26 protein-coding genes and 1 pseudogene are annotated in these 26785 nt (G+C 53.1%); 13 read left to right on the top strand and 14 right to left on the bottom strand.

Annotated features, from left to right (window positions below):
• The coding region (locus tag ACTH3S_RS10485) for a contractile injection system protein, VgrG/Pvc8 family (RefSeq protein WP_441808957.1) at positions 1 to 424 on the bottom strand (424 nt) is incomplete at its 3' end.
• A gap of 119 nt (positions 425 to 543) precedes the next feature.
• The gene (locus tag ACTH3S_RS10480; RefSeq protein WP_441808956.1) at positions 544 to 1440 is read right to left on the bottom strand and encodes a DMT family transporter; all 897 of its coding nucleotides are present in this window, start codon (positions 1438 to 1440) and stop codon (positions 544 to 546) included.
• Positions 1441 to 1548: 108 nt separating this feature from the next.
• Here ACTH3S_RS10480 and ACTH3S_RS10475 point away from each other — a divergent pair.
• Both ACTH3S_RS10475 and ACTH3S_RS10470 read left to right on the top strand, forming a co-directional pair.
• A pseudogene (locus ACTH3S_RS10475) lies at positions 1549 to 2330 on the top strand (AraC family transcriptional regulator).
• Positions 2331 to 2453: 123 nt separating this feature from the next.
• A complete protein-coding gene (locus tag ACTH3S_RS10470; RefSeq protein WP_441808955.1) occupies positions 2454 to 2702 on the top strand; it encodes an RNA recognition motif domain-containing protein in 249 nt (82 codons plus the stop codon).
• A gap of 21 nt (positions 2703 to 2723) precedes the next feature.
• Here ACTH3S_RS10470 and ACTH3S_RS10465 read toward each other — a convergent pair whose 3' ends face one another.
• From ACTH3S_RS10465 to ACTH3S_RS10415, 11 genes are all read right to left on the bottom strand, one after another.
• On the bottom strand, positions 2724 to 3020 hold the full coding sequence (locus ACTH3S_RS10465) for a YkgJ family cysteine cluster protein (protein WP_441808958.1): 297 nt from the start codon (positions 3018 to 3020) through the stop codon (positions 2724 to 2726).
• Between the two features lie 58 nt (positions 3021 to 3078).
• Positions 3079 to 3315: a sulfurtransferase gene (locus ACTH3S_RS10460; RefSeq protein ID WP_441808954.1), complete on the bottom strand. Its 237-nt coding sequence runs from the start codon at positions 3313 to 3315 to the stop codon at positions 3079 to 3081.
• Positions 3284 to 3586 carry a rhodanese-like domain-containing protein gene (locus ACTH3S_RS10455; protein WP_441808953.1) on the bottom strand — a complete coding sequence of 101 codons (303 nt, stop codon included), beginning with the start codon at positions 3584 to 3586 and terminating at the stop codon, positions 3284 to 3286. The genes ACTH3S_RS10460 and ACTH3S_RS10455 overlap by 32 nt, the downstream gene beginning before the upstream one ends.
• 1 nt (position 3587) lies before the next feature.
• The gene (locus tag ACTH3S_RS10450; RefSeq protein ID WP_441808952.1) at positions 3588 to 4574 is read right to left on the bottom strand and encodes a diaminopimelate dehydrogenase; all 987 of its coding nucleotides are present in this window, start codon (positions 4572 to 4574) and stop codon (positions 3588 to 3590) included.
• Positions 4575 to 4686: 112 nt separating this feature from the next.
• Entirely contained in the window at positions 4687 to 6879 is a 2193-nt protein-coding gene (locus ACTH3S_RS10445) for an OsmC domain/YcaO domain-containing protein (protein ID WP_441808951.1), read from the bottom strand.
• Positions 6880 to 6994: 115 nt separating this feature from the next.
• On the bottom strand, positions 6995 to 7927 hold the full coding sequence (locus ACTH3S_RS10440) for a DMT family transporter (protein ID WP_441808950.1): 933 nt from the start codon (positions 7925 to 7927) through the stop codon (positions 6995 to 6997).
• A gap of 198 nt (positions 7928 to 8125) precedes the next feature.
• Entirely contained in the window at positions 8126 to 9013 is an 888-nt protein-coding gene (gene mmsB, locus ACTH3S_RS10435) for a 3-hydroxyisobutyrate dehydrogenase (RefSeq protein WP_441808949.1), read from the bottom strand.
• 68 nt (positions 9014 to 9081) lie between these two features.
• Complete coding sequence (locus ACTH3S_RS10430; RefSeq protein ID WP_441808948.1) at positions 9082 to 10164, bottom strand: enoyl-CoA hydratase/isomerase family protein; 1083 nt, start codon at positions 10162 to 10164, stop codon at positions 9082 to 9084.
• 32 nt (positions 10165 to 10196) lie between these two features.
• The gene (locus ACTH3S_RS10425; protein ID WP_441808947.1) at positions 10197 to 10976 is read right to left on the bottom strand and encodes an enoyl-CoA hydratase; all 780 of its coding nucleotides are present in this window, start codon (positions 10974 to 10976) and stop codon (positions 10197 to 10199) included.
• Positions 10977 to 11001: 25 nt separating this feature from the next.
• The gene (locus ACTH3S_RS10420; RefSeq protein WP_441808946.1) at positions 11002 to 12168 is read right to left on the bottom strand and encodes an acyl-CoA dehydrogenase family protein; all 1167 of its coding nucleotides are present in this window, start codon (positions 12166 to 12168) and stop codon (positions 11002 to 11004) included.
• A 39-nt stretch (positions 12169 to 12207) separates the two neighbouring features.
• Positions 12208 to 13704, bottom strand: coding sequence for a CoA-acylating methylmalonate-semialdehyde dehydrogenase (locus tag ACTH3S_RS10415; RefSeq protein WP_441808945.1), 1497 nt, complete (start codon positions 13702 to 13704; stop codon positions 12208 to 12210).
• A gap of 164 nt (positions 13705 to 13868) precedes the next feature.
• Between ACTH3S_RS10415 and ACTH3S_RS10410 the strand changes: the two genes are divergently transcribed.
• From ACTH3S_RS10410 to ACTH3S_RS10380, 7 genes are all read left to right on the top strand, one after another.
• A complete protein-coding gene (locus tag ACTH3S_RS10410) occupies positions 13869 to 14744 on the top strand; it encodes an AraC family transcriptional regulator (RefSeq protein WP_441808944.1) in 876 nt (291 codons plus the stop codon).
• A 103-nt stretch (positions 14745 to 14847) separates the two neighbouring features.
• Entirely contained in the window at positions 14848 to 15276 is a 429-nt protein-coding gene (locus ACTH3S_RS10405; protein ID WP_441808943.1) for an SRPBCC family protein, read from the top strand.
• A gap of 147 nt (positions 15277 to 15423) precedes the next feature.
• Positions 15424 to 16224 (top strand): MBL fold metallo-hydrolase, encoded by an 801-nt coding sequence (locus ACTH3S_RS10400; protein ID WP_441808942.1) that lies wholly within the window; start codon positions 15424 to 15426, stop codon positions 16222 to 16224.
• A 96-nt stretch (positions 16225 to 16320) separates the two neighbouring features.
• Positions 16321 to 17043 (top strand): YebC/PmpR family DNA-binding transcriptional regulator, encoded by a 723-nt coding sequence (locus ACTH3S_RS10395; protein ID WP_441808941.1) that lies wholly within the window; start codon positions 16321 to 16323, stop codon positions 17041 to 17043.
• Entirely contained in the window at positions 17040 to 17780 is a 741-nt protein-coding gene (locus ACTH3S_RS10390; RefSeq protein ID WP_441808940.1) for a glutamine amidotransferase, read from the top strand. The genes ACTH3S_RS10395 and ACTH3S_RS10390 overlap by 4 nt, the downstream gene beginning before the upstream one ends.
• A gap of 26 nt (positions 17781 to 17806) precedes the next feature.
• Positions 17807 to 19252 carry a phospholipase D family protein gene (locus ACTH3S_RS10385; RefSeq protein WP_441808939.1) on the top strand — a complete coding sequence of 482 codons (1446 nt, stop codon included), beginning with the start codon at positions 17807 to 17809 and terminating at the stop codon, positions 19250 to 19252.
• 147 nt (positions 19253 to 19399) lie between these two features.
• Entirely contained in the window at positions 19400 to 20707 is a 1308-nt protein-coding gene (locus ACTH3S_RS10380; protein WP_441808938.1) for a short-chain fatty acid transporter, read from the top strand.
• Between the two features lie 38 nt (positions 20708 to 20745).
• Here ACTH3S_RS10380 and ACTH3S_RS10375 read toward each other — a convergent pair whose 3' ends face one another.
• Positions 20746 to 21417 (bottom strand): class I SAM-dependent methyltransferase, encoded by a 672-nt coding sequence (locus ACTH3S_RS10375; RefSeq protein WP_441808937.1) that lies wholly within the window; start codon positions 21415 to 21417, stop codon positions 20746 to 20748.
• Between the two features lie 208 nt (positions 21418 to 21625).
• On the opposite strand from ACTH3S_RS10375, the gene ACTH3S_RS10370 reads away from it, so the two are divergent.
• The 4 genes from ACTH3S_RS10370 (at position 21626) to rluF (ending at position 26701) form a co-directional block, all read left to right on the top strand.
• Positions 21626 to 22648 carry an AraC family transcriptional regulator ligand-binding domain-containing protein gene (locus tag ACTH3S_RS10370; protein ID WP_441808936.1) on the top strand — a complete coding sequence of 341 codons (1023 nt, stop codon included), beginning with the start codon at positions 21626 to 21628 and terminating at the stop codon, positions 22646 to 22648.
• 258 nt (positions 22649 to 22906) lie between these two features.
• Positions 22907 to 24718 carry a choice-of-anchor D domain-containing protein gene (locus ACTH3S_RS10365; protein ID WP_441808935.1) on the top strand — a complete coding sequence of 604 codons (1812 nt, stop codon included), beginning with the start codon at positions 22907 to 22909 and terminating at the stop codon, positions 24716 to 24718.
• A gap of 90 nt (positions 24719 to 24808) precedes the next feature.
• Positions 24809 to 25633: a DUF6160 family protein gene (locus ACTH3S_RS10360; protein WP_441808934.1), complete on the top strand. Its 825-nt coding sequence runs from the start codon at positions 24809 to 24811 to the stop codon at positions 25631 to 25633.
• Positions 25634 to 25762: 129 nt separating this feature from the next.
• A complete protein-coding gene (gene rluF / locus ACTH3S_RS10355) occupies positions 25763 to 26701 on the top strand; it encodes a 23S rRNA pseudouridine(2604) synthase RluF (protein WP_441808933.1) in 939 nt (312 codons plus the stop codon).
• The last annotated feature ends 84 nt before the right edge of the window (positions 26702 to 26785 follow it).

Below are 26785 nucleotides of genomic sequence, written 5' to 3'. Positions count from 1 at the left end.
GTGGAGTGCGCTTTAAATCAAACCCCGAGCTCACAATGCCCCGCTCTTCCAGCAGAGTGCGCACGATGGTGTCTGTGGTCTGGGTTTGGAAGATGCGGCTGTTGTGCATCAGCCCTAAGCGCCATAAAGGCGGCTGAATGATCAGCTCGTAACTGGTACGGCGGTGGCCACTATCCCCACGGGCAAATTCATTTACCACGCCGGTAAAACGGCGAAGGGCCATGCCGTCTTGCCAAACCACCAGATCCACCGGTTGCTCTAGTACATCTAAAACATCCACATCTGGATCAGTACTGGCCAATTCAAGGCGGCCGTGAAATAGCTCGGATAATCGTTCGGTTAGCGTAAAGCCAACAACGGAAAATAAATCAGAGGGGAGTTCGCCAATACGGGCGGTAAACTGCAGTCCGCTTGCCTGAGGCATATCTTCAATCCTTGAAGGTATGGTTCTGTATGAATCTGGGCAGGGATTCTGTCGCAAAAACGGCGGTTAATCAAACTCTCCCTGCGCCAAAGGAGCATCAGTTCTACATTAAAGAAGCATCAGGGCGACACTTGTGCCCGTGCTTTCGCTCGAAATGGACGCGTCCACCACTCAGACATCAGCACGCCGAATAAGGTCAGCCCTCCGCCAATGAAGTGATATAGCCCCAAGGTTTCATTCAGCATCACAGAGGCAATAACCGCCGTTAAAATAGGTACAAGGTTAAAAAACACGGTGGTACGGCTGGGCCCCAAATGTTTGATTCCCGTCATCCAGGCCAGCGGTGCGCCGATAGACGCAAACACGCAGGCGAACAACACCAACGGTAGGTTATCGCTGTTCAACCCGGCTTGTGGCGATACAGCAAACAATGGGAATAACACCACCACAGCCACTAAAACCTGCGCGTAAAGCAACTGCATCGCCGGTAAGGGAATCTGCCATTTTTTCAGTAGCGTGCTGTAAATAGCGTAGGCCGCAACAGCCACTAACATCATGCCATCGCCGCCGTTAATCCCTTGTTGAGTAAGGGTGGTTAAATCCCCTGAGGTGATAACAATCAATACGCCCAAAAACGAAAATGATGAGCCAACCACAGCGCCCACGGTCAGGCGGTGCCCCAATGCCATTATCGCTAGCACCAGTGACATCACCGGCATCAGCGCCAACACAATGCCCATATTGGTGGCGGTGGTTTTTGGTGCTGCGAAATAGGCAAGGCTCTGGTAAACCGCCATGCCTAGTACACCCAGCACAAAAATCTTGCCCAGATTTGCCTTAACTACCGGCCAAGATCGCAGCGTCGGGCGCAGCAGTACCGGCGTGAGTACGACAGCAGCAAATAGCCAGCGATAGAAACCGATTTCAGCTGGGAAGATAACGCCCACAGTGAGCTTGTTAACTACGGTATTTCCCGCCCAAAATATGACAGCCAATAGCGGAAACGCATAATACATAGTCACAAATCCCAGAAAACGAGTGAAGAATCAGAAGCGCTATTATCCGCCTGTCTTTAATAAAGGCTATACTGAATTTAAGACAACATAGCGATGGTTTAAGACAAGGTGAATAGAAACTACATTGAAATCCCCGCACTCAGCGAGTTGCCGGGCCCGGTGTACTTTCGTTATGACGAATACGGCGCCGACACTCATGCCGTGGCGCACCGCCATGAATGGGGACAGCTGAATTTTACCGCCCGTGGCGTGATGCAATTGGAAATCGACGGTCGGCCGTTTATGTCACCGCCAAACTACGCTGTGTGGATCCCACCTAATGCGTTGCACAGCTGCTATAACCGCGAATCGGTGGTGTATCGATCCGTGTATATCGGGCTGGAAGAATGTCGAACGTTGCCGGGCAGCCCTTGCGCCGTGACCATGAACGATGTGCTCAAAGCGATTCTGAATGATTTCGCTGAGCGTGACGTGACCACGCCGGTCAGTCAACCAGACCTGAACCTTGCCCAAGTGTTGCTTGATCAACTGCATCTGGCACCTCGGGAAGCCGATTACCTACCCTTCGGAATCAGCACAACCGTAAACCAGGTTTTGGATGAATTACGTGCCAACCCCGGTGATAACTGTTCACTGGCTGACTGGGCAAAACAGGTGTTCGTCAGCGAACGCACGCTGGCTCGCCATTTTATGCAGGAATTGGGAATGAGCTTTGGGGAGTGGCGTCAGCGCTTACGTTTTCTTGCCTCCATCGAGGCCCTTGAAAAAGGCCTGTCGATCAAAGAACTGGCCTTTGATATGGGCTACAGCAGCAGCTCAGCCTTCATACGATGTTTCAACGCCACGCGGGCTGTACACCGGAACAGTACCGACGCCAGCACAACGTTTAACTGCGATGGCCATTTGCCTGAATAACTCGTTCCAAATTTTCTAAGGCAACCAAAACAGCTTGTTCTTACTACCCCACACTGGAACAATTGAGGCCATACTTACTTTTCTATATATGGCCCATCATGAAACTATTAGTTCGTAACCTCGCACGCACGACAACCGAGCAGGAAATTCAAGAGCTGTTTGCGGCTCACGGCACGGTCGCTGAGTGCACTCTGGTTTTAGACAAAGAAACCGGACTTTCAAAAGGATTTGGCTTTGTGGAAATGCCAAATACCAAGGAAGCCAAGCTGGCCAAGGCGCTCCTGAATGACGCCAAGGTAGGCAAAAATAAAATACGGGTAAAATTCGCCCAAGACAAAGAACAATAATCGGCTAGGAAAACCGGTACCTTACGTTATCGGAGCATTGGCGGCGCGTTCAGCTACACACTCGTAGCCGCCCATTTCAAACTCCCGACAAATGAACGGACGCTTCTCATAAATCGAGCAAGACATGGTGGTGCGATCCAGCGCTGCGCACCAACCGTCCTCCAATCGCGCCATGGTTAAACCACCCCATTCGTCTTCTTCAATAAACCGCTCGGGCACGCCCGTCTCGGTGATCAACATCACTTCCAAGCGGCAGCAGCAAGCTTCGCAGCTTGAACAACTGACACTGGGATCAGGCAAGGTTACCGCTTCAATCATCGTGGGCTTCGGCATAAGCTCTAGATGTGCCTTTCAGAAAAAATACTGTGGGGCCACATTAACCCGACGTGGCAACCGGCAACGACGGATTGCTTCCCCAGTCAGCCCAGGAACCATCGTAAAGCACATTGTTTTTGTGGCCCGCAATGACTGCGGCCATCAATATAATGCACGCGGTTATGCCTGAGCCGCAGGAAAACACCGCTTGTTGATTCTCATGGGGCAGAAGCCCTGAGAAAACCGCTTTTAGCTGCTCTGCGCTTTTAAAGCTGTGCTCGTCCAGCACTATTGTCATAAATAATGACAATGCTGTCGGTGTTTATCCCCAGCTTCTGAGCTTCGCGAGTGAACTGCTCTTTCGAGGGAAAAGCATGAACCATGGGCGAGTTCAGATCGCAAAAGTCACGCTCCAAATCGAACTGTCTGGCCCCGGGGATAAACACAGGCTCATCGTACACAACGGGCTCTCTGCCGATCACCTTGCTCATGCTGGCATCGAGAAGAATCAGGTTCTTGTTGGGCTGGTTATCTGCCAACCAGCCCGTTGTAACGAGAGGGAAAGTCATATCAGAGCAGATCTTTACGAAGCTGTGCTGGGCTCTTTGGTGACAGTAACCCCGGTGCCACATCAAACACGGATTTGGCACCCACTTCGCCAGCACTGGCCAGCTTGTGAACTGCGCGGGTGTAGGCCACCAGCACACTGGCAGTGAACTCAGGGTTGCTGCCTAGCGCAAGAGAGTACTCGATAGTTTGCTTGCTCTGAGTGCCGGTCGCGCCGCTACGAATCACAAAGCCGCCGTGAGGCATGGCGCTGTGTTCGGCTGCGAAGGTCGCTTCATCAATGAAGTTAACAACTGTTTCGAATGGCTCAAAATAGTCTGGCATGGTCACGATGCTGTTGCGCACAGTGCCTGCATCAGCATCGTCTTCCAGCACAATGAAGCATTCGCGTACGTGCTTCTCGCGGGTTGCCAGTTCCGGCTGCTCACCGTTGCGTACCCGTGCAATGGCCTCTTCAGACGGCAAGGTGTATTGCACGCCCTTTTTAACGCCGTCTACACGGCGTACTGCATCGGAGTGGCCTTGGCTCAAGCCTTTGCCCCAGAAGGTATAAGTTTCACCTTCTGGCAAAATGGTTTCACCAAACAGCCGGTTCAGTGAGAACAAGCCGGGATCCCAACCCACAGACATCAGTGCGACATGCCCAGATTTTTGTGCCGGCTCATCCAGGGCTGCGAGGTATTCGTTTACTTTGGCGTGGGTATCAAAACTGTCTACGGTATTAAAAAACTGCGCCAGGTAAGGCCCCTGCTCTGGCAGATCGGTTTTTGAGCCGCCGCAGAGGATCATCACATCCACTTCATTCTGAAACGTCTCAACATCCGCCATGGCATGGACGGGCACGTTGCTGTCGAGCAGAGTTACGCTGGCAGGATCACGACGGCTGAACACACCCACCAAACGCATATCCGGGTTTTGCGCCAAGGCCGATTCAACACCCCGCCCCAAGTTTCCGTACCCGGCGATTGCTACTCTTATCTGATCTGCCATGTCGTTCTACCTTATTCGGTTTGAAAACACACGGAACGCTCGCGCAACATGATCGATGGCGAGCCCGAAGAAACGACAGGATGGTGAACGCGAGCAATATTAAGGTCAAGCGTTAACGTTCGATCCCTGCTCTCGCGGCACGCGCTGCATGCAATTTCTTGTAACTTTCAATAAGGCGCAGGTGTTTATCCAGGCCTTCCAGCTGCATGTTGGTTGGGGTCAGGCCGTAGAAGCGCACACTTCCATCCACCGAACCCACCACGGCGTCCATGGTCTCGTCGCCAAACATGCGCCTGAGGTTGAACAGGTAATCCGTCAGCTCAAGTTCGTCATCCAGAACGATTTCCAGTACCGCACTCATCGCTCGATAAAACAGTCCGCGTTCAACGGTGTTGTCGTTGAACTGTATGAACATTTCAACCTGCTCAAGAGCTTCTTCGTACTGCTGCAAAGCAAGGTTGATCAACAGTTTCAGCTCAAGAATGGTGAGCTGACCCCACACCGTGTTTTCATCGAATTCGATACCGATCAGGGTGATGATGTCGGTGTATTCGTCAATCTGGCTATCGTCCAGGCGCTCCACCAGGGCTGCCAGTTGCTCATCGCTCAGGATATGCAGATTCAGAATATCTTCCCGGAAAAGCAGAGCACGATTGGTGTTATCCCAGACCAGATCCTCTATCTGATAAACCTCGGAATAACCGGGCACTAGCATGCGGCAGACCGGGGCACCCAGATCGTCATAAACGGTGGTGTACACTTCTTTGCCCATGTCTTTAAGAATGCCAAACAGGGAAGCCGCTTCGGCTTCGTTGGTGCCAGAGAAATCCCATTCGTTAAATTCGTAATCCGACTTGGCGCTAAAAAAGCGCCAGGACACGATGCCGGACGAATCAATAAAGTGTTCCACATAATTGTTCGGCTCAGTGATCGCGAGGCTGTTGAAGGTCGGGGGCAGAAAATCGTTCAGTCCTTCAAAGCTGCGCCCCTGCATCAATTCGGTGAGGCTGCGCTCCAGGGCGATTTCCATGGAAGGATGTGCACCAAAGGAGGCAAACACTCCACAGGTCTTCGGGTTCATCAGGGTGACGCAGGCCACGGGGAACTGGCCGCCGAGAGAGGCATCTTTAACCAGCACCGGAAAACCCTGTGCTTCCAGCGCCCGCACGCCTTCGAGAATGTCCGGGTACTTTTCCAATACGTGCAGGGGCACATCCGGGAGCGCAATTTCTTCCTGAATAATCTCCTTCTTTACCGCCCGTTCAAAAATTTCTGACAAGCACTGTACTTGCGCTTCATGCAGTGTATTGCCCGCACTCATGCCGTTACTCAGGTACAGGTTCTCAATCAGATTTGTCGGGAAATACACCACCTCACCGTCGGAGTGACGCACGAAGGGCAAAGAGCAAATACCACGCTCAACATTGCCGGAGTTGGTATCAACCAGGTTGGAGCCTGCCAGCTCATCCTCCGGGTTATAGATAGCCAGGCAGTAATCATCCAAAATGCCCTGAGGCAGCTCATCATCAGGCCCCGGCTTGGACCAACGCTCCCTTGGGTAATGAACAAACTCGCTGTTAGCGATGTCTTCGCCGAAAAACTGATCGTTGTAGAAAAAGTTGCAGTTCAGCCGCTCAATGAACTCGCCCAATGCCGAACACAGGGCGCTTTCTTTCGTAGAGCCCTTACCATTGGTGAAACACATGGGCGAGGCTGCATCGCGCATGTGCAGCGACCAAACGTGAGGCACAATGTTGCGCCAGGATGCGATTTCAATCTTCATGCCCAAATCCGCCAAGATGGCGGTCATGTTGGCGATGGTCTGCTCCAATGGCAGGTCTTTACCCTCAATATAGGTTTTGGCGCCTGCCTCTGGCTTGGCCATCAGCAGGGCCTGAGCATCGCCGTCGAGGCTATCGACAATTTCAATCTGGAAATCTGGGCCGGTTTGCACCACTTTTTTGACCGTACAGCGGTCGATTGAACGCACAATACCTTGGCGGTGTTTCTCGGACAGATCCTCTGGCAGCTCAACCTGAATTTTGAATATCTGTTTGTAGCGGTTTTCAGGATCAACAATGTTGTTCTGGGACAGACGGATATTGTCGGTCGGGATATCACGCGCTACACAGTAAACTTTAACGAAATAAGCCGCACACAAGGCAGAGGATGCCAAAAAATAGTCGAAAGGGCCGGGCGCGGAGCCGTCGCCTTTATAGCGGATGGGCTGGTCGGCAATCACCGAGAAGTCATCAAACTTGGCTTCAACTCGGAGGTTGTCGAGATAATTGACGTTGATTTCCATTGCGAGGGTACCTGGTTTGCAGAATTTGGCGCGGTGCGGCCATACAATGCAGCCATTATAACCTTCACACAACAGCACTGACACATCGCATCGCTCAATGCCTACTGTGCTTCGCTCACTCTGTTGAGCGGCTTACCGACGGGCGAAAGGTTCGCACTACTCTCAGCAGCTTCTCTTTGGGCACGATCACCAGCAGGTTACCCGCAAGTACCAGCGATACACCCGCAACCGCCTCAGCCGTCCAGACATAGTTTTCAAACACAGTTGAAAGCGCAAGCGCCACAATTGGGAACAAAACCATGCAGTAGGCGGCACGCTCGGGCCCTATTCGCCCGAGCAGCGTTAGAAAGCTCCCGAACCCAAGAACAGAGCCGATTAGGGCCAGGTAAACCAACGAGCCTGTGTAAGTCCAGGTCGCCTCGTACGCAAAAGGACTTCCCCGGCCCCAGGCAATAATAGCCAGTGCCAGCGCGCCATAAGCCATGCCATATGCGTTGCTCTGCATAACGGGTAATTGAGAGGACTGGTTGCGGGCAGAGAGCATGTTACCGAACGAGGTGATAAACGTGCCAACCAGGCTCAGAATAATCGCACGCAGGGTGGTTCCGTCTGCATCCAGAGCGCGAACTTCCGGCAGGAACACCAGGCAGATGCCCACCAACCCAAAAGCGGCACCGGCAATAACGGCCCGGGGCACACGGTTCCCAAAAAACAGAGCGCCGTTAATAATGTTCATTACGATGATGGTAGAGAACACCACAGCGATCAGCCCACTGGTGATATCAGCCGCTGCCTGATAAACCAACATGTAGTTGAAGCCGAACAGCATCAGCCCTTGAGCCATCATCCAAAAGTGCTGACGAAAGCCGAATTTCATATTCCGCTTAGTGAGATGGCACCAAAGCATCAGAACCAGCGCGGCTAGCCCAAAACGGTAGGCAATGGACACATCGCCGGGCACCTCTCCCAATTGCAAAGGTATCGCGATAAACGTCGATCCCCAGATCAACACCGTCGATAAATAGAGCACAAAGGTATTCGTCAACATAAGTAGAGAAGCCCGCAACCGTGATCAAAAACCGGCTACGCATTGCTCGCTACCGATCCAACATTTCGCGGATTCATTCTCCTCCTTATAGTTATCTTGCTCAACAGTTTTTGTGCTGACAGATACGAATATAACAAGCGGAGACAATTCGTTGGGGAGCGGAATCACGGGGCACAGAGAGCCGTGCCCCGGCATGTCTTATTCCGGATTATAAAGGCGCTGAATGCTGGAGAAATCCAACGCTCCATTGCCCTGCCCTGCGTGGAGTTCAAACAGGTTTCGGGCGAGAGAGCCCATGGGGATAGCTGCGTGATTCTTTACAGCGTTATCAAAGGCCAACCCAAGATCCTTATTCATCAGGTTAACCAAGAAGCCACCTTCATATTCCCGTGAAGCGGGGGCAGCCTCCATCACGCCAGGCCAGGGATTGTAACCGTTAAGCGCCCAGTTGCCACCAGAGCTTTGCTTCATAATTTCTGAGAGAACTGCCGGATCCAGGCCGTTTTTCACACCTAAGGCCAAGGCTTCACTAGTGCCTGCCATAAGGATGGCCAACAGCATGTTGTTGCAGATTTTGGCAATCTGTCCTGCACCGTTTTCGCCCGCATGGAAGATGTTCTTGCCCATGGCTTCCAAAATCGGCTTAGCCTTATTGAACGTCTCTTCGTCGCCACCGCAGATGAAAGTGAGAGCGCCGGCTTTGGCACCACCCACACCCCCAGAAACCGGGGCATCGATGAACGGAATGTTCTTGGCTTTAGCTTGTTCGGCCACACCGCGAGACGTTTCTGGTGCGATTGTTGATGAATCAATTACGAGAGTGCCTTCAGGCAAGTTGGCCAGCAGGCCATCATCGCCGAGATATACTGCCTCTACGTGCTGACCCGCTGGTAGCATGCTGATTACGCATTCCGCACCTTTGACTGCGTCATGAGCCGTATCTGCAGTTTTCGCACCCTCGGAAACCAGTGCCGCAACCGCGTCTTTTGAAAGATCAAACACGGTTACGTCGTGCCCGGCTTTTAAAAGATTGCTGGCCATGGGGCCACCCATGTTGCCCAGGCCGATAAAAGAAACCGTCGCCATAATCATCCCCTTGTTTTTGTATTCGGTTGAACAGGCCGCGCACTTGGTCGGTTAGCGGCCTGATTTGGCTAACTTTCGAAAAAGCTGTTTATCCACTTGCTGTCCATTTCCGCCAGCGATGCGTAGCGCCAGCGGGGCTGCTTGTCCTTATCTATCAGGAGTGCACGCACCCCTTCGACAAACTCACCTTTGCTCAGGCAGTTCTTAGACAGCGTGAGCTCTTTAGCCAGAACCTCACTAAGGCTATCCAAGCGACAGTTACGCAAATGCTGCCAACACAGGGCCAGCGATGTGGGCGAGGCAGCTTCCAGCGGCCGAGTGGCTTTGGCAAGCCAACCCTCTCCACTTGAAAGCTCTTTCATCTGCGCAACCATATCGGTCAGGGTGTCGGCATCGGTTACGCGGTTGATCTCATCAAAATGAGTCCGCACCGGGGATTCCGGCAAGGCATCCGCACTTTGGTTTTCGTGCTGCCGGAGCACGCTTCCCACTACGGCGAATGCGTCTTCACCCTGCCAGTTATGCGCCGTCAGATCCGCGACCACAGCTGCTTTCAAATCATGCTTGATGAAGCGATCGGCTAGGCCAACAAACAGTGCATCAGCCGCGTTCATGCGGGCACCGGTTAGCCCCAAAAACAACCCTGTGCGCCCAGGGGCACGATTAAGGAACCAGCCAGCGGCTACGTCTGGATAAAGACCAATACTGCTTTCAGGCATAGCCAGTTTAGAGGCTTCTGTAACCACTCGATGAGAGGCGCCGGCCATAATGCCAATGCCGCCGCCCATAACTATACCGTGGCCCCAGCACACCACCGGCTTTGGGAACGAGTGGATCAAATAATCCATCTCGTACTCTTCGGTGAAGAAGGCGATGCCTTCGCTGGCACCGCTTCCACTTTGTGGCTCGGTCATGCTCCGATAAAGAGCCACAATGTCGCCGCCGGCACAAAAAGCCTTGTCGCCTTCTGCCTCGATCCAAACAGCCCGAACATTGTCGTCCTCAGCCCAGCGTTTGAGCTGAGGCGTCAGCTGCCGAATCATCTCTAGGGAGAGTGAGTTCAGTGCTTTCGGCGTATTCAGCCGAGCCACGGCAATCAGTGCGCCGTCAGCAGTTTTCCACTCTTCAAAAACAATCGGTTGATGGCTCATGTCTAATCCTTAAACCGGTATATCTGCGGGTTTCAGCGGTTTTTCCATTCCGGTTTACGCTTGTCGAGAAAGGCATTCACGCCTTCCTTCTGGTCTTCGGTTGAGAACAGCTCAACAAACAGCTCCCGCTCCATGCGCCAGCTATCTGTGTGGCTGCGGCCATCACGGGAACTCATTATCAAAGTCTTGCAGCGGGCAGTAGAAGACGGGCTTTGCTTGCAGGCCATTTCAGCCAGCTCCAACGCCTTTTCCAGGCCTTTGCCCGTGGGGACAACTTCTTCAACCAAGCCAATTTGCAAGGCTTTGTCGGACTTCACTCGCTCGCCGCACAGAATCATACGTTTGGCCCAGCCCTCGCCTACGATCCAAGGCAGGTTTTGGGTGCCGCCCGCGCAGGGCAGCAGGCCAACAGACGCTTCTGGCAATGCCATCTGGGCATGCTCTTCGGCGATGCGAATATCACAGGCCAATGCACACTCAAGGCCGCCACCCATGGCGTAGCCGTTTACTGCTGCAATGGACACACCCCGGAACGCCGTTAAGGTGGCAAAGGCTTCACCAAACAGCTGAGCCATCTCGTTGGCCCGAGCCTTGTCGCCATCCGCAAAGGTTTTTAAGTCAGCGCCAGCGGAGAAAAACTTCTCGCCCTGCCCGGTGAGAACCAAGGCAAAGATATTTGTGTCTTCGTTGAGTTCGCGAACAATTTTTGAAAGTGCATGCAGGGAATCCGCCGTCCAAGTATTGGCCGGCGGATTATTAATCGTCAGTACCGCAATGTGTCCACGTTTCTCGAGCTGAATCAGATCGCTCATCATCTATCTCCTATTATTTCGCGGTTTATTGAATGGCCTCGGCCACGCCGTTGTCCAGCAAGCGGCGGGCAACAATTAGCCGCATGATCTCGTTGGTACCTTCCAGTATTTGGTGCACTCGCAGGTCGCGCAAATAGCGCTCCAGAGGGTATTCCCGGATATAGCCATAACCACCGTGCAATTGCAGTGCGTCGTTCACCACATCAAAGCAGGCATCTGTGGCGAAACGCTTGGCCATGGCACAGTGCAGCGTGGCTTCAGTATCAGAGCTATCCAATTTGAAAGCCCCAAGGCGTACCATCTGCCGGGCCGCTACCAAACTGGTCGCCATATCCGCCAATTTGAACTGCAGAGCCTGAAAAGCCGCCAAAGGCTTACCAAACTGCTCTCGCTCGTGCATGTAGTTGCGGGCTCTCAGCAGAGCTGCCTGGGCCCCGCCCAGAGAACAGGTGGCAATGTTAAGGCGCCCGCCATCAAGGCCTTTCATGGCAACAGCGAAGCCATCACCTTCTTCACCGACCCGGCTGGTTGCTGGGATGCGAACATTCTCAAGGTTAATGGTGCGAGTCGGCTGGCTATGCCAGCCCATTTTCTCTTCGTTCTTGCCGTAGGAAATGCCGTCGGCATCCGCCGGAATCACGAACGTGGAGATACCTTTTGGGCCCGAGTCCGGCGCGCCAGTGCGCGCCATCAACACGAGAATATCGGTATCACCCGCACCGGATATAAACACTTTACTGCCGTTGATGACATAACTGTCGCCGTCGCGAACCGCTTTGGTTCTTAGACTGGCTGCGTCAGAGCCGGCACCCGGCTCTGTCAGGCAGTAAGACGCAAGCCACTCACCACTAGCCAGCTTTGGAACGATTTCCTGCTTGAGGTCATCAGATGCAAAGCTCGCCACCATCCAGGTCGCCATGTTGTGAATGGTGATGAACGCAGCCGTTGAGGGGCAGGCAGCCGCCAGCTCTTCCACAATAACAGACGTATCCAGCCGTGAAAGGCCCATGCCGCCGAGCGCTTCTGGGGTATAGATCCCCATAAAGCCCATCTCACCGGCTGCTTTCAGCGTGTCGACCGGAAAAATATGCTCGTCGTCCCACTTGGCCGCATGGGGCGCCATGGATTTCTCAGCAAAGGTGCGGGCCGCTTCGCGAAACGCCAGCTGATCTTCTGTCAGGTTAAAGTCCATTGTCAGGCTCCAGATTAAACATACCCACCCTCAACGTGATTAGCGCAACTGGATCGAGAAGTTCGCTTCTGCTTCGGCTTCCACCTCACTGGAGAACCAACGCGAGGTCACTGTTTTAGTCTCAGTATAGAAGCGTACCGCCTGCTTACCGTATGCGTGCTGATCACCGTAGAAAGAACCTTTCCAGCCAGTGAACGAGAAGAACGGCAGGGGCACAGGAATGGGAATATTCACACCCACCTGACCAACCTCAATTTCATGCTGGAACTTGCGAGCAGCACCACCGGAGCCGGTAAAGATAGAAACACCATTACCGTAAGGGCTGTTGTTGATCAGAGTAATCGCGTCAGCCAGGCTGTCCTCTTCCATACAGGCAAGCACAGGGCCAAACACTTCTTCGTTATAGATGTCCATTTCGGTGGTCACACCCGAGAACAAGGTGGGGCCAATCCAGTTTCCATCAGGCAAGCCATCCACGGTGCAACCGCGGCCGTCCAATAGGAGGTTAGCGCCCTGAGACTCACCAGTGGCAATGAGAGATTCAACACGATCTTTAGCTTTGGAGGAGATAATCGGACCATAGCTGGCGCCAGAATCGTTCCAGGCACCCGGGCGAACTTTCGCCATGGCATCTTTCAGTTCTGGAATCCAAGACTGGGCTTCGCCTACAAACACGGCAACGGAAATAGCCATGCAACGTTGGCCCGCAGCGCCTACAGAAGCGCCCACCAAGGCATTGAGAACCTGCTGTTTGTCGGCATCCGGCATGATGACCATGTGGTTCTTGGCACCGGCGAAGCTCTGAACACGCTTCATGTTTTTGGTGCCGGTTTCGTAGATGTAACGGCCAACTGGCACAGAACCTACAAAAGAGATTGCTTTAACCGCAGGATCGGTAAGCAGTATATCCACCTGTTCCTTGCCACCGTGTACTACCTGCAGCACACCCTTAGGCGCACCCGCTTCTTCAAACAGCTCTGCAAGGCGCATGGGGGTGAGCGGATCTTGCTCGGAGGGCTTGAGTATAAAGGTGTTACCGCAGGCAATCGCCAGGGGGAACATCCACAGCGGAATCATTGCTGGGAAGTTGAATGGCGTAATGCCCGTACACACACCCAACGGCTGAATCCAAGAGTGTGTATCTACCCCACGCGCAACGTTCCCAACGGTCTCGCCCATCATCATAGAAGCAACGTTGGCCGCATGCTCAACCACTTCAATGCCACGCCACACGTCGCCCTTGGCATCATCAAACGTTTTACCCGTTTCCTGGGACAGGATTTCTGCGATCTCGTCGTGGTGCTCTTTGAGCAATGCCTGATAGCGCAGCATCACACGGGCACGCTCAGAAACTGGCACTTCCTTCCACGTGTTGAACATCTCGCCTGCGCTATCTATAGCTTTGCGCATCTCGGCGTCTGTGGTGCAAGGAGCCTTGGCGATCACTTCGTTGGTGGCCGGGTTGGTTACGTCAATCCATTCGCTGGTCTGGCTCTGTACGAATTCACCAGCTAGGTACAGTGGAACGTTTTTCATCTCAAAACCCCTGTTTGTTTTTGTGCGGGAAACGGGCCAAAGCGAAGTTGCTTTAGCGATGTATGGTATGACCTTAGCACCTTCTCTGGCACTTGGTGATTGACTAAATTTCGTTCGTGATGGACTATCTTTCGATTGCCACACACTTGACGGCAGCAACAAACATGACACAAACCTCTCAGTGGCCGGTCCCCAAGGACAGCATTCGCTACGTAGTACCAGCCCCCATTATTAGGCTTTTGTCTGAGCACCCCCTAACCCGGGATCTCTATCCCCGAGCTTTTGGCCACTACCGCCGCGCCACGGGCCATCACATGCATCGAGAAAACCATCGCGACAATCTTTTGATTTACTGCACAGAGGGAAAGGCGTTCCTGAACATAGAAGGCGAGCCTTATACGATGGAGGCGGGGGATCTCTTGTTATTGCCTGCTGGTGCTAACCACCGTTACACGGCAGACCCAGACAACCCATGGACTATTCACTGGGTGCATTACACTGGCCCAATGGCGGAAGAGTTTCGCAAATACATGGGCTTCGATGACGCCACGCCTATCCGCCATCTGGGCCGGCAACCTAGACTGTTGGTGGATTTTAACGGCCTACTTTCTGTTCGCCAGACAGGCTTCCGTGCCCGTGGTCTGATCCACGCTGCCAATCGTTTACGCCAACTACTAACAGCGGTTCCGATCAGCGTTGATGAAACCGGCCATAAGCGGCAGGCGGAACTGGATACCATCAACAACTATATGCGCGAACATCTCGACGAGCGCATTACCCTGGAACAGCTTGCAGACGTCGCGGGGCTTTCTCCCGCCCACTTTGCCACGCGCTACAAAGAACAGACCGGCACCTCTCCGATCCAACACTTTCTGCATTTGAAAGTAGAACGAGCCTGCCAGATGCTGGATACCACAAGCTTGAGCTTTACAGAAATAAGCCACCGCCTTGGCTATGACGACGCCTATTATTTTTCGCGGCTATTTAAGAAGACCATGGGCCAGGCACCGAGAGATTACCGTCACACGCCGCGGCACTGACCCAGCACATCAGGCCAGCTCTTAACCTGCCCCTGACTACGACTTTTGTTGTAGAGATTAAACCGTTAGTCTTGGCCAAACCACGACAAACGAGAGCATCCTAATGGCTACGCATACCTTTGAAATTGACGAAACCTTCAATGTGCCACGCAGCAAAGTTTTTGCTCTGTTTGCCGACCACCAAAGCTTCGGAAAACTCCTTGGGGCACCCGTAAAACGAATAAAGAACAGCAATCAAGGGGATCCCAACGGTCTTGGCTCGGTACGCAAGCTTGGCATCGGCCCTATTGGCCTGAAAGAAACCGTAACCAGTTTCGAGCCGGATTCACTAATCGAGTACACCATTACCAGCGTAAGCCCGATCCGAAATCACTTGGGCCGTATTCGTTTTGAAGATACGCCAGAAGGACACACTCGCGTGCGCTATCGCATTTCGTTTGACGATATTGTGCCGTTTACCGGCAAACTAGTCAGCGCGGGCCTGGAGCACGCCATACGCCGTGGGATCAAGCAAGTGCCGAAGCTGGCATAACCCGAACGGTCGAGCGAAACAAAACGTTACTTGATGAATATCAGATAATTGACCTAAGGCAATAGTTGCTATTCTTCGATTTTGTACCCTCCGCGCAACTTGCAATATCCGGCCACTTCAGCCGGCCCTTATTCTGCGGAGATCAAAATGGCAAACGAGCCCATTGTCCTGTTTGATAACGGACATCATAAGTGCCTGATGTTCGATTCCCTGGTCACCGGCGAGGGTGTCCAGTCCAACCAATTCCTAGTCGTTGACGGCAAACACGAAGCGCTAATTGATCCAGGCGGCGATCTTACTTACACGCCGCTTGCAGTCGCTGCATCCAAATACATGAACATCAAAGAGATGGATTTTGTATTTGCGTCGCACCAGGATCCGGACATCATCGGCGCCATTGATCGCTGGATCGTGCATACCAGCGCAAAGATTGTGACATCCAAGCTATGGGCCAGATTTCTCCCTCACTTAGTGTCCAGCTACGTAACCAACCAGCTCAGCGGCAGCGTTTACGATCGCATTGTTAGTATTCCAGATGCGGGCGCCAACGTAAGGTTCGGCGAATCGTACCTGCAATGCCTGCCCGCCCACTTTATGCACTCAGTGGGTAACCTGCAGTTCTACGACCCGGTCTCAAAAATTCTGTTTTCCGGAGATCTTGGTGCGTCTATGGGTTCTGAAGACGACCACCTGCCAGTGCAGGATTTCGATCGACACGTCCCCCATATGATGGGATTTCATCGACGCTATATTGCCTCAAAAAAGATATGCCGGCTTTGGGCCAACATGATCCGGGAAATGGATGTCGAAATGATCGTGCCCCAGCACGGAAAGCGCTTCGAAGGCCCCGCGATGGTTGACCAGTTCCTGAACTGGGTTAGCAACATCGAGTGCGGTATCGACCTGATGACTCAGGACAATTATCGCGCCCCCGTAGACTACATCTAACTGCCCCGGGGCGGGCCCACTAAATAGGCCTGTCCCAAACTGCTAATTTTGCGTAAAATCCGGCCTTTTCCCCAGCAAGCATGAGGCAGCGCAAAAATGGGCAGAGCCTACCAGAACCGCAAACAATCCATGGCCAAAACCGCAGAGGCCAAAACCAAGGTCTACAGTAAGTACGGGCGTGAAATTTACATGAGCGCCAAGTCCGGCGGTACAGACCCGGATGGTAACCTGTCGCTGCGCGGCCTGATTGAGCGCGCCAAAAAAGATCAGGTGCCTTCTCACGTTATCGACAAAGCTATCGATAAAGCCCGCGGCGGCGCCGGCGAAGACTACTCACCTGCACGTTACGAAGGTTACGGCCCCGGCAACTGCATGGTGATCGTAGACTGTCTAACGGATAACCCCAACCGTACCTTCGGTGATGTTCGCTTGGCCTTCACCAAGACCAAAGCCAAGATCGGCACACCGGGCACCGTAGCCCATATGTTTGATCACAGCGCAATTTTTGTGTTCAAAGGTGAAGAAGAATCCGCGCTTGAAGCATTGATGGAAGCCGATGTCGATGTGACCGATATCGAGAATGAAGACGGCCAAATCACCGTTTTTACGCCGAACACCGAATACGCCAAAGCCCGCCAGGCACTAACCGACGCCTTCGCCGACATTGATTTCGACGTGGACGACATTCAGTTCCTACCGAAAACGACCACAGCTGTGGAGGGCGATGACATTCCCCTGTTCGAGAAGTTTCTCGATATGTTGAACGAGCTGGATGATGTGCAGAACATTTTCCACAATGCGGAGCTGCCCGAGGAGTGAGCCAAAGCCAATCCAACCCTAAAGTGGTGATCCTTAAAACGGGTAGCACCTATCCAACGATCAAAGAACAATTCGGCGATTTCGACGAATGGTTCTTACGAGGGCTATCGCCAGAGCTAGACATTACCGTGCTGAATGCAGAAGCCGGCGAGCTACCCGGAGCCCCCTCAGACTGGGACGGTATAGTGGTAACTGGCTCCCCGGCCATGGTCAGCGACCAGGAGCCTTGGAGTGAAAAAGCCGCAGAATGGCTGGCGCAAGCAGTGGATCAGGCCGTGCCGGTACTCGGTGTATGTTATGGACACCAACTATTGGCACACGCTCTAGATGGCGAAGTAGGCTATCACCCAAAGGGCCGAGAGAGCGGTACCCAGCGCGTGGAACTGCTGGCCAGCGCCCAGGATGATCCGCTGTTTGGCGGCATGCCAAGCATCTTCAACGCACAGCTCACCCACAAGCAATCGGTATTACGCCTACCCCCGGGTGCGGTTTTGCTTGGCCACAACGAATTTGAGCCGCATCAGGCATTCAGGGTAGGCAAATGCGCCTGGGGCGTGCAATTCCACCCGGAATTTTCCGACGCCGTCATGCGAGCCTATCTGGGTGTTCAAACCCCGGACTTGGAAAGCGAAGGGTTTGATTCACAAGCCATGATCGACTCAGTTACCCGCGCCCCAGAAGCATCAGGGTTACTCGAACGCTTTTCCGCCTTGGTTACCGAGAACAAAGCCGGATAAAACCGCACCGAAAACACTGGACCCTTATGTCACGGAAGATATTGTTCGCACTCATTGCTCTGATGCTCGTTGGTGTAGGCTTGTATCACACCTACAAGCCCTTGCCTCCCGGCATCAGTCACAACGGTGACGCACTCCCCATGAGTGACGCAGTGTTGCTGGTAGATGCGACCTATCATCATCGAGATGGCTCAGAAACCCAAGACCAAGAGATTTTTGACGAAATACTGCGCCTTATCAGCCAGGCTAAATCCTTCGTACTGGTCGATATGTTCCTCTTCAACAGCAGCAGCCCTGAAGGCGTAGAGCATCGGCCTCTCTCGCAACAACTGACCGAGGCGCTGATCAACCGGAAAGCCGAGCAGCCCGAGCTAGAGATTGTGGTTATTTCCGACCCGCTAAATACTCTTTACGGCGGCTCGGTGTCGCCCTGGTTTCAGGCGCTAAGGCAGGCTGGCATTTCAGTAACGGAAACCAACCTGCAACCGCTTCGTGACAGCAACCCCACATGGTCGTCAATCTGGCGGGCCTGTTGTCAGTGGTTTGGCAATAACCCCGAAGGTGGCTGGTTGCCGAACGCTATAGGATCACAACCTGTCACCATTCGCAGCTACCTTGTCCTACCCAACTTCAAAGCAAACCACCGTAAAATTCTGGTTGCAGATGACGGTGGCAAGCTACGCGCCCTGGTAACCTCTGCCAATCCGCACGATGGCAGCAGCCGGCACAGTAATACCGCAATCAGCTTTACCGGCCCAGCGGTCACCGATCTTCTGAAAAGCGAGCAAGCGGTTTTGAATATGTCCGACCGGGCCAACCCAACGCTGAACAGACTGGTCAGTGAGGCAAATGCCAGCCAGACAACAACTCAGCAGTCGGTTGGTAGAATTGCGGTAAGAACAGAATCCGCGATCCTGGATTCAGCACTTGAGATGATCACCAAGGCGCAGAGCGGAAGCCGGTTGGATCTCGCATTTTTCTATCTCTCACACCGGGACATCGTTGCCGCCCTGCTCGACGCCCACGACCGTGGCGCAAACCTGCGGGTGCTTCTTGACGCCAACAACGAAGCCTTTGGCCACCAAAAAAGCGGCATCCCCAACCGGCAGGTCGCCTTGGAGCTTAACAATGCTGGCATTCCTGTTCGCTGGTGCAATACCTCCGGTGAGCAATGCCATAGCAAATCGCTCATTCTGCGGCCGAAAGTAAGCCCCACCGAACTCCTGCTGGGCTCAGCCAACTTTACTCGGCGCAATCTGGACGACTTGAATCTTGAAACCGATGTGTGGATTTCCGTGCCGCCAGATTCTGCGGTAGCCACAAAAGCCGTTGACTTCTTTGAACAACAGTGGCGATCCGGCCCCGACAGCGATCCCGTCATGAGCCTGCCCTATGAACATTGGGCAGACGATTCGATACTGCGTTACTGGCGCTATCGCTTGATGGAAGCAACTGGTTTTTCAACATTCTGAACCAGCCCATCACGTGATTTTGGCCGCAAGCACCTTATCTATCAAAAGTCTTCTTATACCTTCTGCTTATTCCATTTAGTTTGGCTTTCATCCCTCAACCATCTAAGCTGACATGAACCAAATGCAACAAGAATAAGGAAGTAAGCAATGCTTGATAGAGCTGCCCGGCCAATGGTCAGTTTGGTGGATAAATATCTGCCAGATCCCTATATTTTTGTACTGATTCTCTCCCTAGTCTCGATCATCGCAGCCATGGCATTCGAAGGTCATGGCCTGCTGGCAGTGCTCGACATGTGGGGTGACGGCTTTTGGAACCTGCTTACTTTCTCGATGCAGATGCTGCTTGTTCTGGTAACCGGTTTTATGTTGGCCAGCACGCCGTTTGTCCGGGGAATACTGAATCGGATTGCAGCGCTGGCCAGCACACCAGGCCAAGCTATTGTACTGGTAACCTTCGTAGCGCTTACCGCGAGCTGGATTAACTGGGGGTTTGGCCTCGTAGTCGGTGCTCTTTTCGCGAAAGCTCTAGCACGGCAAATCAGGGTTCACTATCCACTGCTGATCGCCAGCGCCTACTCCGGTTTTATCGTATGGCATGGCGGGCTTGCGGGCTCAATTCCACTGGTTATCGCAACTGAAGGGCATTTTACCGCAGACATGATTGGCGTTATCGGCACCGGCGAAACCATTTTTGCCTTCTTTAACCTCGCAATCATTGTGGCGCTGTTTATTGTGGTCCCGCTGGCAAACCGCATGATGCTGCCCAAAGAAGAAGACAGCACCTATGTAGATCCTGCGGTACTTGATGACGAGCCCGACACCAGCATTTCTATCCAACGTCCAGCAGATCATCTCGAAAACAGCAGAACCTTGGCCTGGCTAGCTGGCTTTAGCGGCCTGGCGTTTATTTTCCAGTACTTTATAGACGGCGGCGGTTTAAACCTGAACATCGTAAACTTCATGTTCCTGTTCCTGGCAATCATTCTTCACCAGACGCCCAAGCGGCTACTCGATAGCCTGCATGAGGCAGTCAAAGGTGGCTCAGGCATCGTTATTCAGTTTCCATTTTATGCCGGAATCATGGGCGTGATGACCGCTTCGGGACTGGCAGCGAGTATTTCCTCGGGCTTTGCCTCTATGGCAACGGCAGAAAGTCTGCCTTTCTGGGGCTTTATCAGCGCCGGGCTGGTAAACATATTTGTCCCATCCGGTGGTGGCCAGTGGGCCGTGCAGGCTCCTGTCATGCTACCTGCGGCTCAAGAACTCGGTGCAAGCATTCCTCGTGTAGCCATGGCCGTTGCTTGGGGTGATGCGTGGACAAACCTCCTGCAACCTTTCTGGGCATTGCCAGTACTCGCTATTGCGGGGCTTAAAGCCAAGGACATTATGGGGTACTGCCTCATGCTGCTAATCATCACTGGCGTGATCATCAGCGTGGGCCTTACCTGGCTATAAAGGTTCGTAAAAAACCGGGAGCATGTTGCTCCCGGTTTTTATAAGGACTTATGGAAAATAGCCACATCCTTTCGGGGCACACTCATTGTCCAGCCTAGGCGCTTAGCAATAAGCCCCAGTGTCGCCTCACGATAGAACACAACATGTGTAGGGTCCCGCCGGTAATGCCAGTTATCAAACCGGTCATCGCAGGTCTGAAAGCAAGTCATTATGCCAAGCCAGCCGCCGGGCTTTAACAAACCATCCAGTTGACGAAACACTTCTGCCGGACGATGCAGATGTTCGACCACTTCTGTGCAGGTAATGAAATCGTACTGGTGACTCAACGCTGATTGCTCTGGATAGAAAAAGGGGTCATAAAGCACCACGTTCATCCCCGCTTCACGCAGCATTTCCGCAAGCGCTGGGCCAGGCCCACAACCAAAATCCAGCCCCAATGCGCCCGACTGAATATGATCAAACATGGGTGAGACCAGCTTCTCGAGAAAAGCCCGATAACCCGGATCATCTGAATCATTGTTGTGAAGGTCGTAAACAGCCCGCTCCTCATTCGGCGCAAGCCAGCTCTTTTGCGCCATAATCGTTCCTTCGCAATGCGAGCAGCGCAGGTATTCCCGACCACTCACTATCCGAAAACGGGCCAGCACACCCTGCTCGCATACGATGCAGAGTGATTCTTCACTAACGGATACTACAGACGGTTTCTGCAAGCACTCTCCTGCCTCATAGGCTCAACCTGACGAATGTTTCATTGTCATATCCGGCCATGACAGCCATTTCGTGACGGGCCCCGAAAATAACACAGGCTCGACCTGCTTATACTGCCTGCTAAGGAAAGCCTGCGGTATAGAGCTTCAAACAATAACAATCGTAAATCATGACGATGTTGCGGGCTACGCCCGTTCCAGGGACAGGAATATGGACATTTCGAATCGCATGGCCCTTGAGGTGCCTCTCATATCTGCACGCTACGCGCGGCGTTTCGTTGAATTTATGGAGCGCAGAGGCGTGAAACGGGCGGCTCTTCTCAACGATACCGATATAACTGAAGACGTGCTGAATGATCCTGACGCAAGCATCTGTATGCAGCAGATAACCTCCGTGTTGCAGAAGGCTGATTGGCTAATGAACGACGAACGGGCTGCTTTCCAGTTCGGACAACAGCTGGATTTGCCCAGCCATGGTTTGCTGGGATTTGCGGTGCTCGGCCAGGATAATCCCAGACAACTCATTAGCATGATTGTCCAGTATCTCCGTGTTGGTCTTCCGCTGATGGACATGGAGCTGAATTCAAACGGATCAACCTTTCATATACGCCTGCTCGATACCTGGGGGCTTGGCGAGCTAAGCCCATGCGTGACCAAAATGTATATGGGTAGCATTCACCGTATATCTGCCGAGGTTTGCGGACACTTTGACATCCAGTTTGCTTTCCCTACAAGACGGGGCGCCAGCTCATGGCAGTCGCTGGCTTCGGATTGCGAATTCCGCTTTGATGCGCCCTGCAACCAAATAACTATGGCGCTCAACGGCCAGCCCACCCAAAAAAACAATACCAGCCTGAAGTTTCTGCTGGCCCGGAATCGAAAAAGCTCAGGGGAAACCGTCGGACTTGCCGACGAAACACTGATGCAGGTTCGGGAGATGATCATGAGCCAGCCTGGTCGGTCGTGCACCACCAGCAACATTGCTCGGCGGCTAGATATCAGCACTCGCACCCTACGCCAGCATCTTGCCAGTGCAGGCACATCGTTTCGTGAGGTAAGAAGCGACATTCGCGAAAACTTTGCTTCCCTTTATCTGAACGACACCAATGTTCCGCTGGATTCTATTGCTGAAAAGCTTGGGTTCAGCGACCAGGCAAGCTTTACCAAAGCCTATCGTGCCTGGACCGGCCAGACACCTGGAGATGTCCGCAGACAGTCCCGAAAAACGCCATAATCGTTTTTTTCTATGATGAACTGCAGAGCAATTTGAAGCCGGTCACGGTTTCAACATTCTCTGCACCCTATCGCCGCTTTAAACAAAAACCATGCCGGGAACGGCAATGACCCACCGTAGCTGTCAAAGGCCTAATGGTCCTGCACACATGCGTTTAAACGCGTGGCTAAAGGGTCTTTGCAAGTCCGATTGAGCAGTCCTCGTCGGTGCTGTCTGCGCGCCCGCCTATAACAACGAAGCTTTACAGAGGACGAACTCATGAAACTCAGGAACACCAATCCCCGCGCGCGCATCCTCGCGCCCGCTCTGGCAGCTGCGGCATTAATGTCTGGCGCCGGAAGCGCTCTCGCCAGCCCGGTTTCTACTAATCTGCAATTCACCTGCCCATTTCCGTTGATCGGCGACCAGCCCATTAGCGCAGAGATCAGCGCAGACATCCCTACAAACGCAACCGTTGGCACCCCGTTACCAGGGTTTAATGTAACCGCGATGACACTGGTAAACGACGACTCACGCACTGGCCTGAAACTGGTCGGCTCAACAACCGTTGAAGGTTCTGCGGTAAACACCAACCAGATCATCACGCCAGGCCGAACTGTTGAGCAGATTGTTACGCTCACCATCCCCCAAAGCCCGATCCCGGAAGAATCCGGCGCGTTCACTGTTCCGGCCGATGGCCAGGCGCCAGAATTCGTGTTTACCGACCAGGATGTGGGCAATGCAGAAATCCGCGTTGGCGGACTCACACTGAACCTGGTTGCACGCACTGCCAACGGCGAGATCGCTCCCGCCCCTATCGGTGAGATTACAACAAACTGTGCCCTGCTCGAGGGCCAAGACAACTTACTGCAAACGGTTACCGTGGAAGGTGACGTTGTCGAAACTCCACGCATTGCGGTAAACCGTGATGAGATAGCGTTTGGCAATGTACAAGCCGGTGTAACCAAAGATGAGACCGTTACCCTGAGCAACACGGGCAATGCCGCACTGGGCATTAACGGCGTTTCTATTGCTGGCGCAAACGCCAGTGCATTCATGCAGAGCAACAACTGTAGCACTATCGCAGCTGGCGAAAGCTGTGACGTAAATGTTACCTACATCCCTGATGGCGAAGGCACCCAGAGTGCAACGCTAACCATCAACTCAACCGATGCAGACAACAGTTCTGTTGACGTTGCACTGAGTGGTCGCAGTGTTCTTGCGCCGATTCCTGAAATTGCGGTTACACCGGCATCTGTAAGCTTGGGCCAGGTTCAGTTAGGCCAGAGCGAGTCTGCTCAGGTCACTGTGTCCAACAACGGCAACGAAGCCCTGCTGATCAACAGCATCAACCTTACCGGCGCAGACGCAAGTGAGTTCCTGCAGACCAACAACTGCACCACGGTCGCACCTGGGCAAACCTGTGCTATTGATGTGAGTTTCACAGCCGCGACTACAGGCGTACGTAACGCCGAGCTGGTGATCGCATCCAACGACGCAGAGAGCCCGGAAATCTCCGTTCCAGTCAGTGCAGAGGGCTTCGAAGCATCGAGCGATGCGATCGAACTTCTATTAGGTCTGAAAGGCTCTACTTTCATCAAGTCTTCAGACAGCACCTTGCCCCTGAACGGCAGCATCGCAACCCTGCTGGAACTGGCAAGCGGCACGTTTGAGGCAGATCTGGCTATCGACCCAACGGTTGGTCACTTCTCAATCAAGCTGCTGTTCAGCCGCCTGAAAGGTGTAGCGAATGTAGAATTCGAGCAGTCCGAAATCACCACCGGCACGCTGGTTAACGGAAAGCTGACTGCTAATTCTCACCTGTATGTGAAGGTGCCTAAGGTTCAGCTCAAGTTGTGGGGCATTCCCTTCCGCGTTGGCGGTGGCGACCAGTGTCAGTCGATCCAGCCTGTGGATATCACTCTGGCCTCAAACGAAGGCTCCAACTTCTCGCCTGCAACCGGCGGTGATGTGAGCGGTGAGTATAATCTGCCACCTCTTGAGAACTGCGGCCTGCTGACTGACGTTCTTAATCAGTTCCTGTCCGGTTCCGGCAACACTATCAACCTGACGTTGACCCCGGAACTTTAAGGAAAAGAGGGTTGCCTGAAGAAGCCCTCGCCCCGCCAGCCGGTCTCATATCCGGCTGGCCTTCATAACAAAAGCAAAAAAGGATTTACTATGAAAAGCCTGAAGAAATCAGTACTGGTGCTGGCAATTGCAAGCCTGTCGTTCGCAGCACACGCAGAACTCAAGCCACTTGAAGACGCCCATATGGGCAATATTACCGGCCAGGCGGGTGTCACTATTGAACTGGAAACCCAGGTCAATATTGGCGAATTCATCTACACGGATGAAGGCTCACTCTCCGTGAAAGATATTTTCATTGGCGGTGCCAATCGCACCGACATGTTTGCTGAATTTACTGATCCGGCAATCCGGGGGTTTCTGTTCAACGAGTCCAGCGAACTAATCGACAATATTAAAGTAGAAATCGACATCGCAGATGACGGTGATGCGTTGATAAACGTATTCCCACTGGTTGCTGCTCCAATCGATTTTTCTGTAAAAACCGGCGAATGGGCACTACAAGGACACACCGACTCCACGGTGTTGGCGAATAATTTCGCGATGGACGGTGTGGTGACAGAACTTAAAATCCGTGTCGACACTGCAACCGATGAAATGAACGTGCAAACTCTGTTTGCAATCGATGATCTGGATGTTGACGTTGATTTCCTGGCTCTCGGTATCCGAGACCTGCACTTGACCGGCGCAGAATTTGATCCGGACAACCCTCTAATCACAAAACTCGGCGCCAAAGTAGACATGGACATTTACCATGGCACCAGAGCGAACGGCAATTCAGCTCTGGCAGTCGACCTGAACACCTTTGAGGCCGACATGTCCATTGGGCAGGTTCTTATTGGTGGCACGTCCATCGGCTCAGTTGCTCTGGACAACCTCTCCGTGCAGAACACGGCTATGCGAATATACGGCCACTAAGGCCAACCGGGCCTCCGGCATTTCGGAGGCCTCCCTGCAACAAACTCCCCCTTTTTATACGGCCCAAGGGCGCAGAAAGAAAATCTGGCTGGTATCATGCCCAAACTTTGATACGTAACCGGATAACCGATGACCAGCACACTCTCCACTCGTCTTAATAAATACATCAGCGAAAGCGGTATGTGTTCCCGCCGGGAGGCGGATCGCTACATTGAGCAGGGCAATGTCTTTATTAATGGCAAGCGGGCCAGTGTGGGCGACCAGGTATTACCCACAGATACCGTTAAGGTAAATGGCCAGGTTATCGAACCCCGCGCCGAAGAAGATCTGGTATTTATTGCACTAAACAAGCCGGTTGGCATCGTAAGCACCACCGATGACGCAGAGAAACACAACATTCAGCGTTTTGTTGGCCATGGTGCGCGTATTTTTCCTATCGGGCGCTTGGACAAGGATTCACAAGGGCTGATCTTTATGACCAGCAACGGCGACCTGGTGAATAAAATCCTGAGAGCCGGCAACAATCATGAAAAAGAATACGTGGTGACGGTGGATAAACCGATCACCAAATCGTTTATTCAGGGCATGGCTGGCGGCGTTCCCATCCTTGGTACCATGACCAAAAAATGCAAAGTGGTGCAGGAAAGCCGTTTTGTATTTCGTATAACTCTGGTGCAGGGGCTGAACCGCCAGATTCGTAGAATGAGCGAGCACTTCGGGTTTGAAGTAACGCGGCTTGAACGCGTCCGCATCATGAACGTCAACCTGAAAGGGTTGGCTGTAGGGCAGTGGCGCGACCTTACAGAGAAAGAACTTGCGGGTCTGTTCGATGCGATTCGTGATTCATCTTCCGATAGCGCACCAGATAAGCCAGCACCCGCTAGAAAGAAACCTACCGGCAAACCCAAACACACACCGCGACCGCCGGGATCTAGCCACAAAGCCGGTTCCAAAGCACCTGGCGGCAGGGCTAAAATGCCCGGAGCCAGGCCAGAAACAGGCAAAAAACCCAAATCGTCAAAGCGCCCAAAAGCTGGAAAACCACGGCAACGCAGCACTAAGCGATAGGCAAAGCTGAACAGGCGGCAAGGCTGCCTTTGCTATTCAGCCGGCGTTGGCCGCACCAGAATTTCGTTCACATCCACATGGGAA

The organism is Marinobacter sp., from assembly GCF_052094685.1.
Taxonomy (GTDB): domain Bacteria; phylum Pseudomonadota; class Gammaproteobacteria; order Pseudomonadales; family Oleiphilaceae; genus Marinobacter.
The sequence above is the reverse complement of the archived record's forward strand: the minus strand, read 5'-3'. Positions and strand labels throughout refer to the sequence as shown.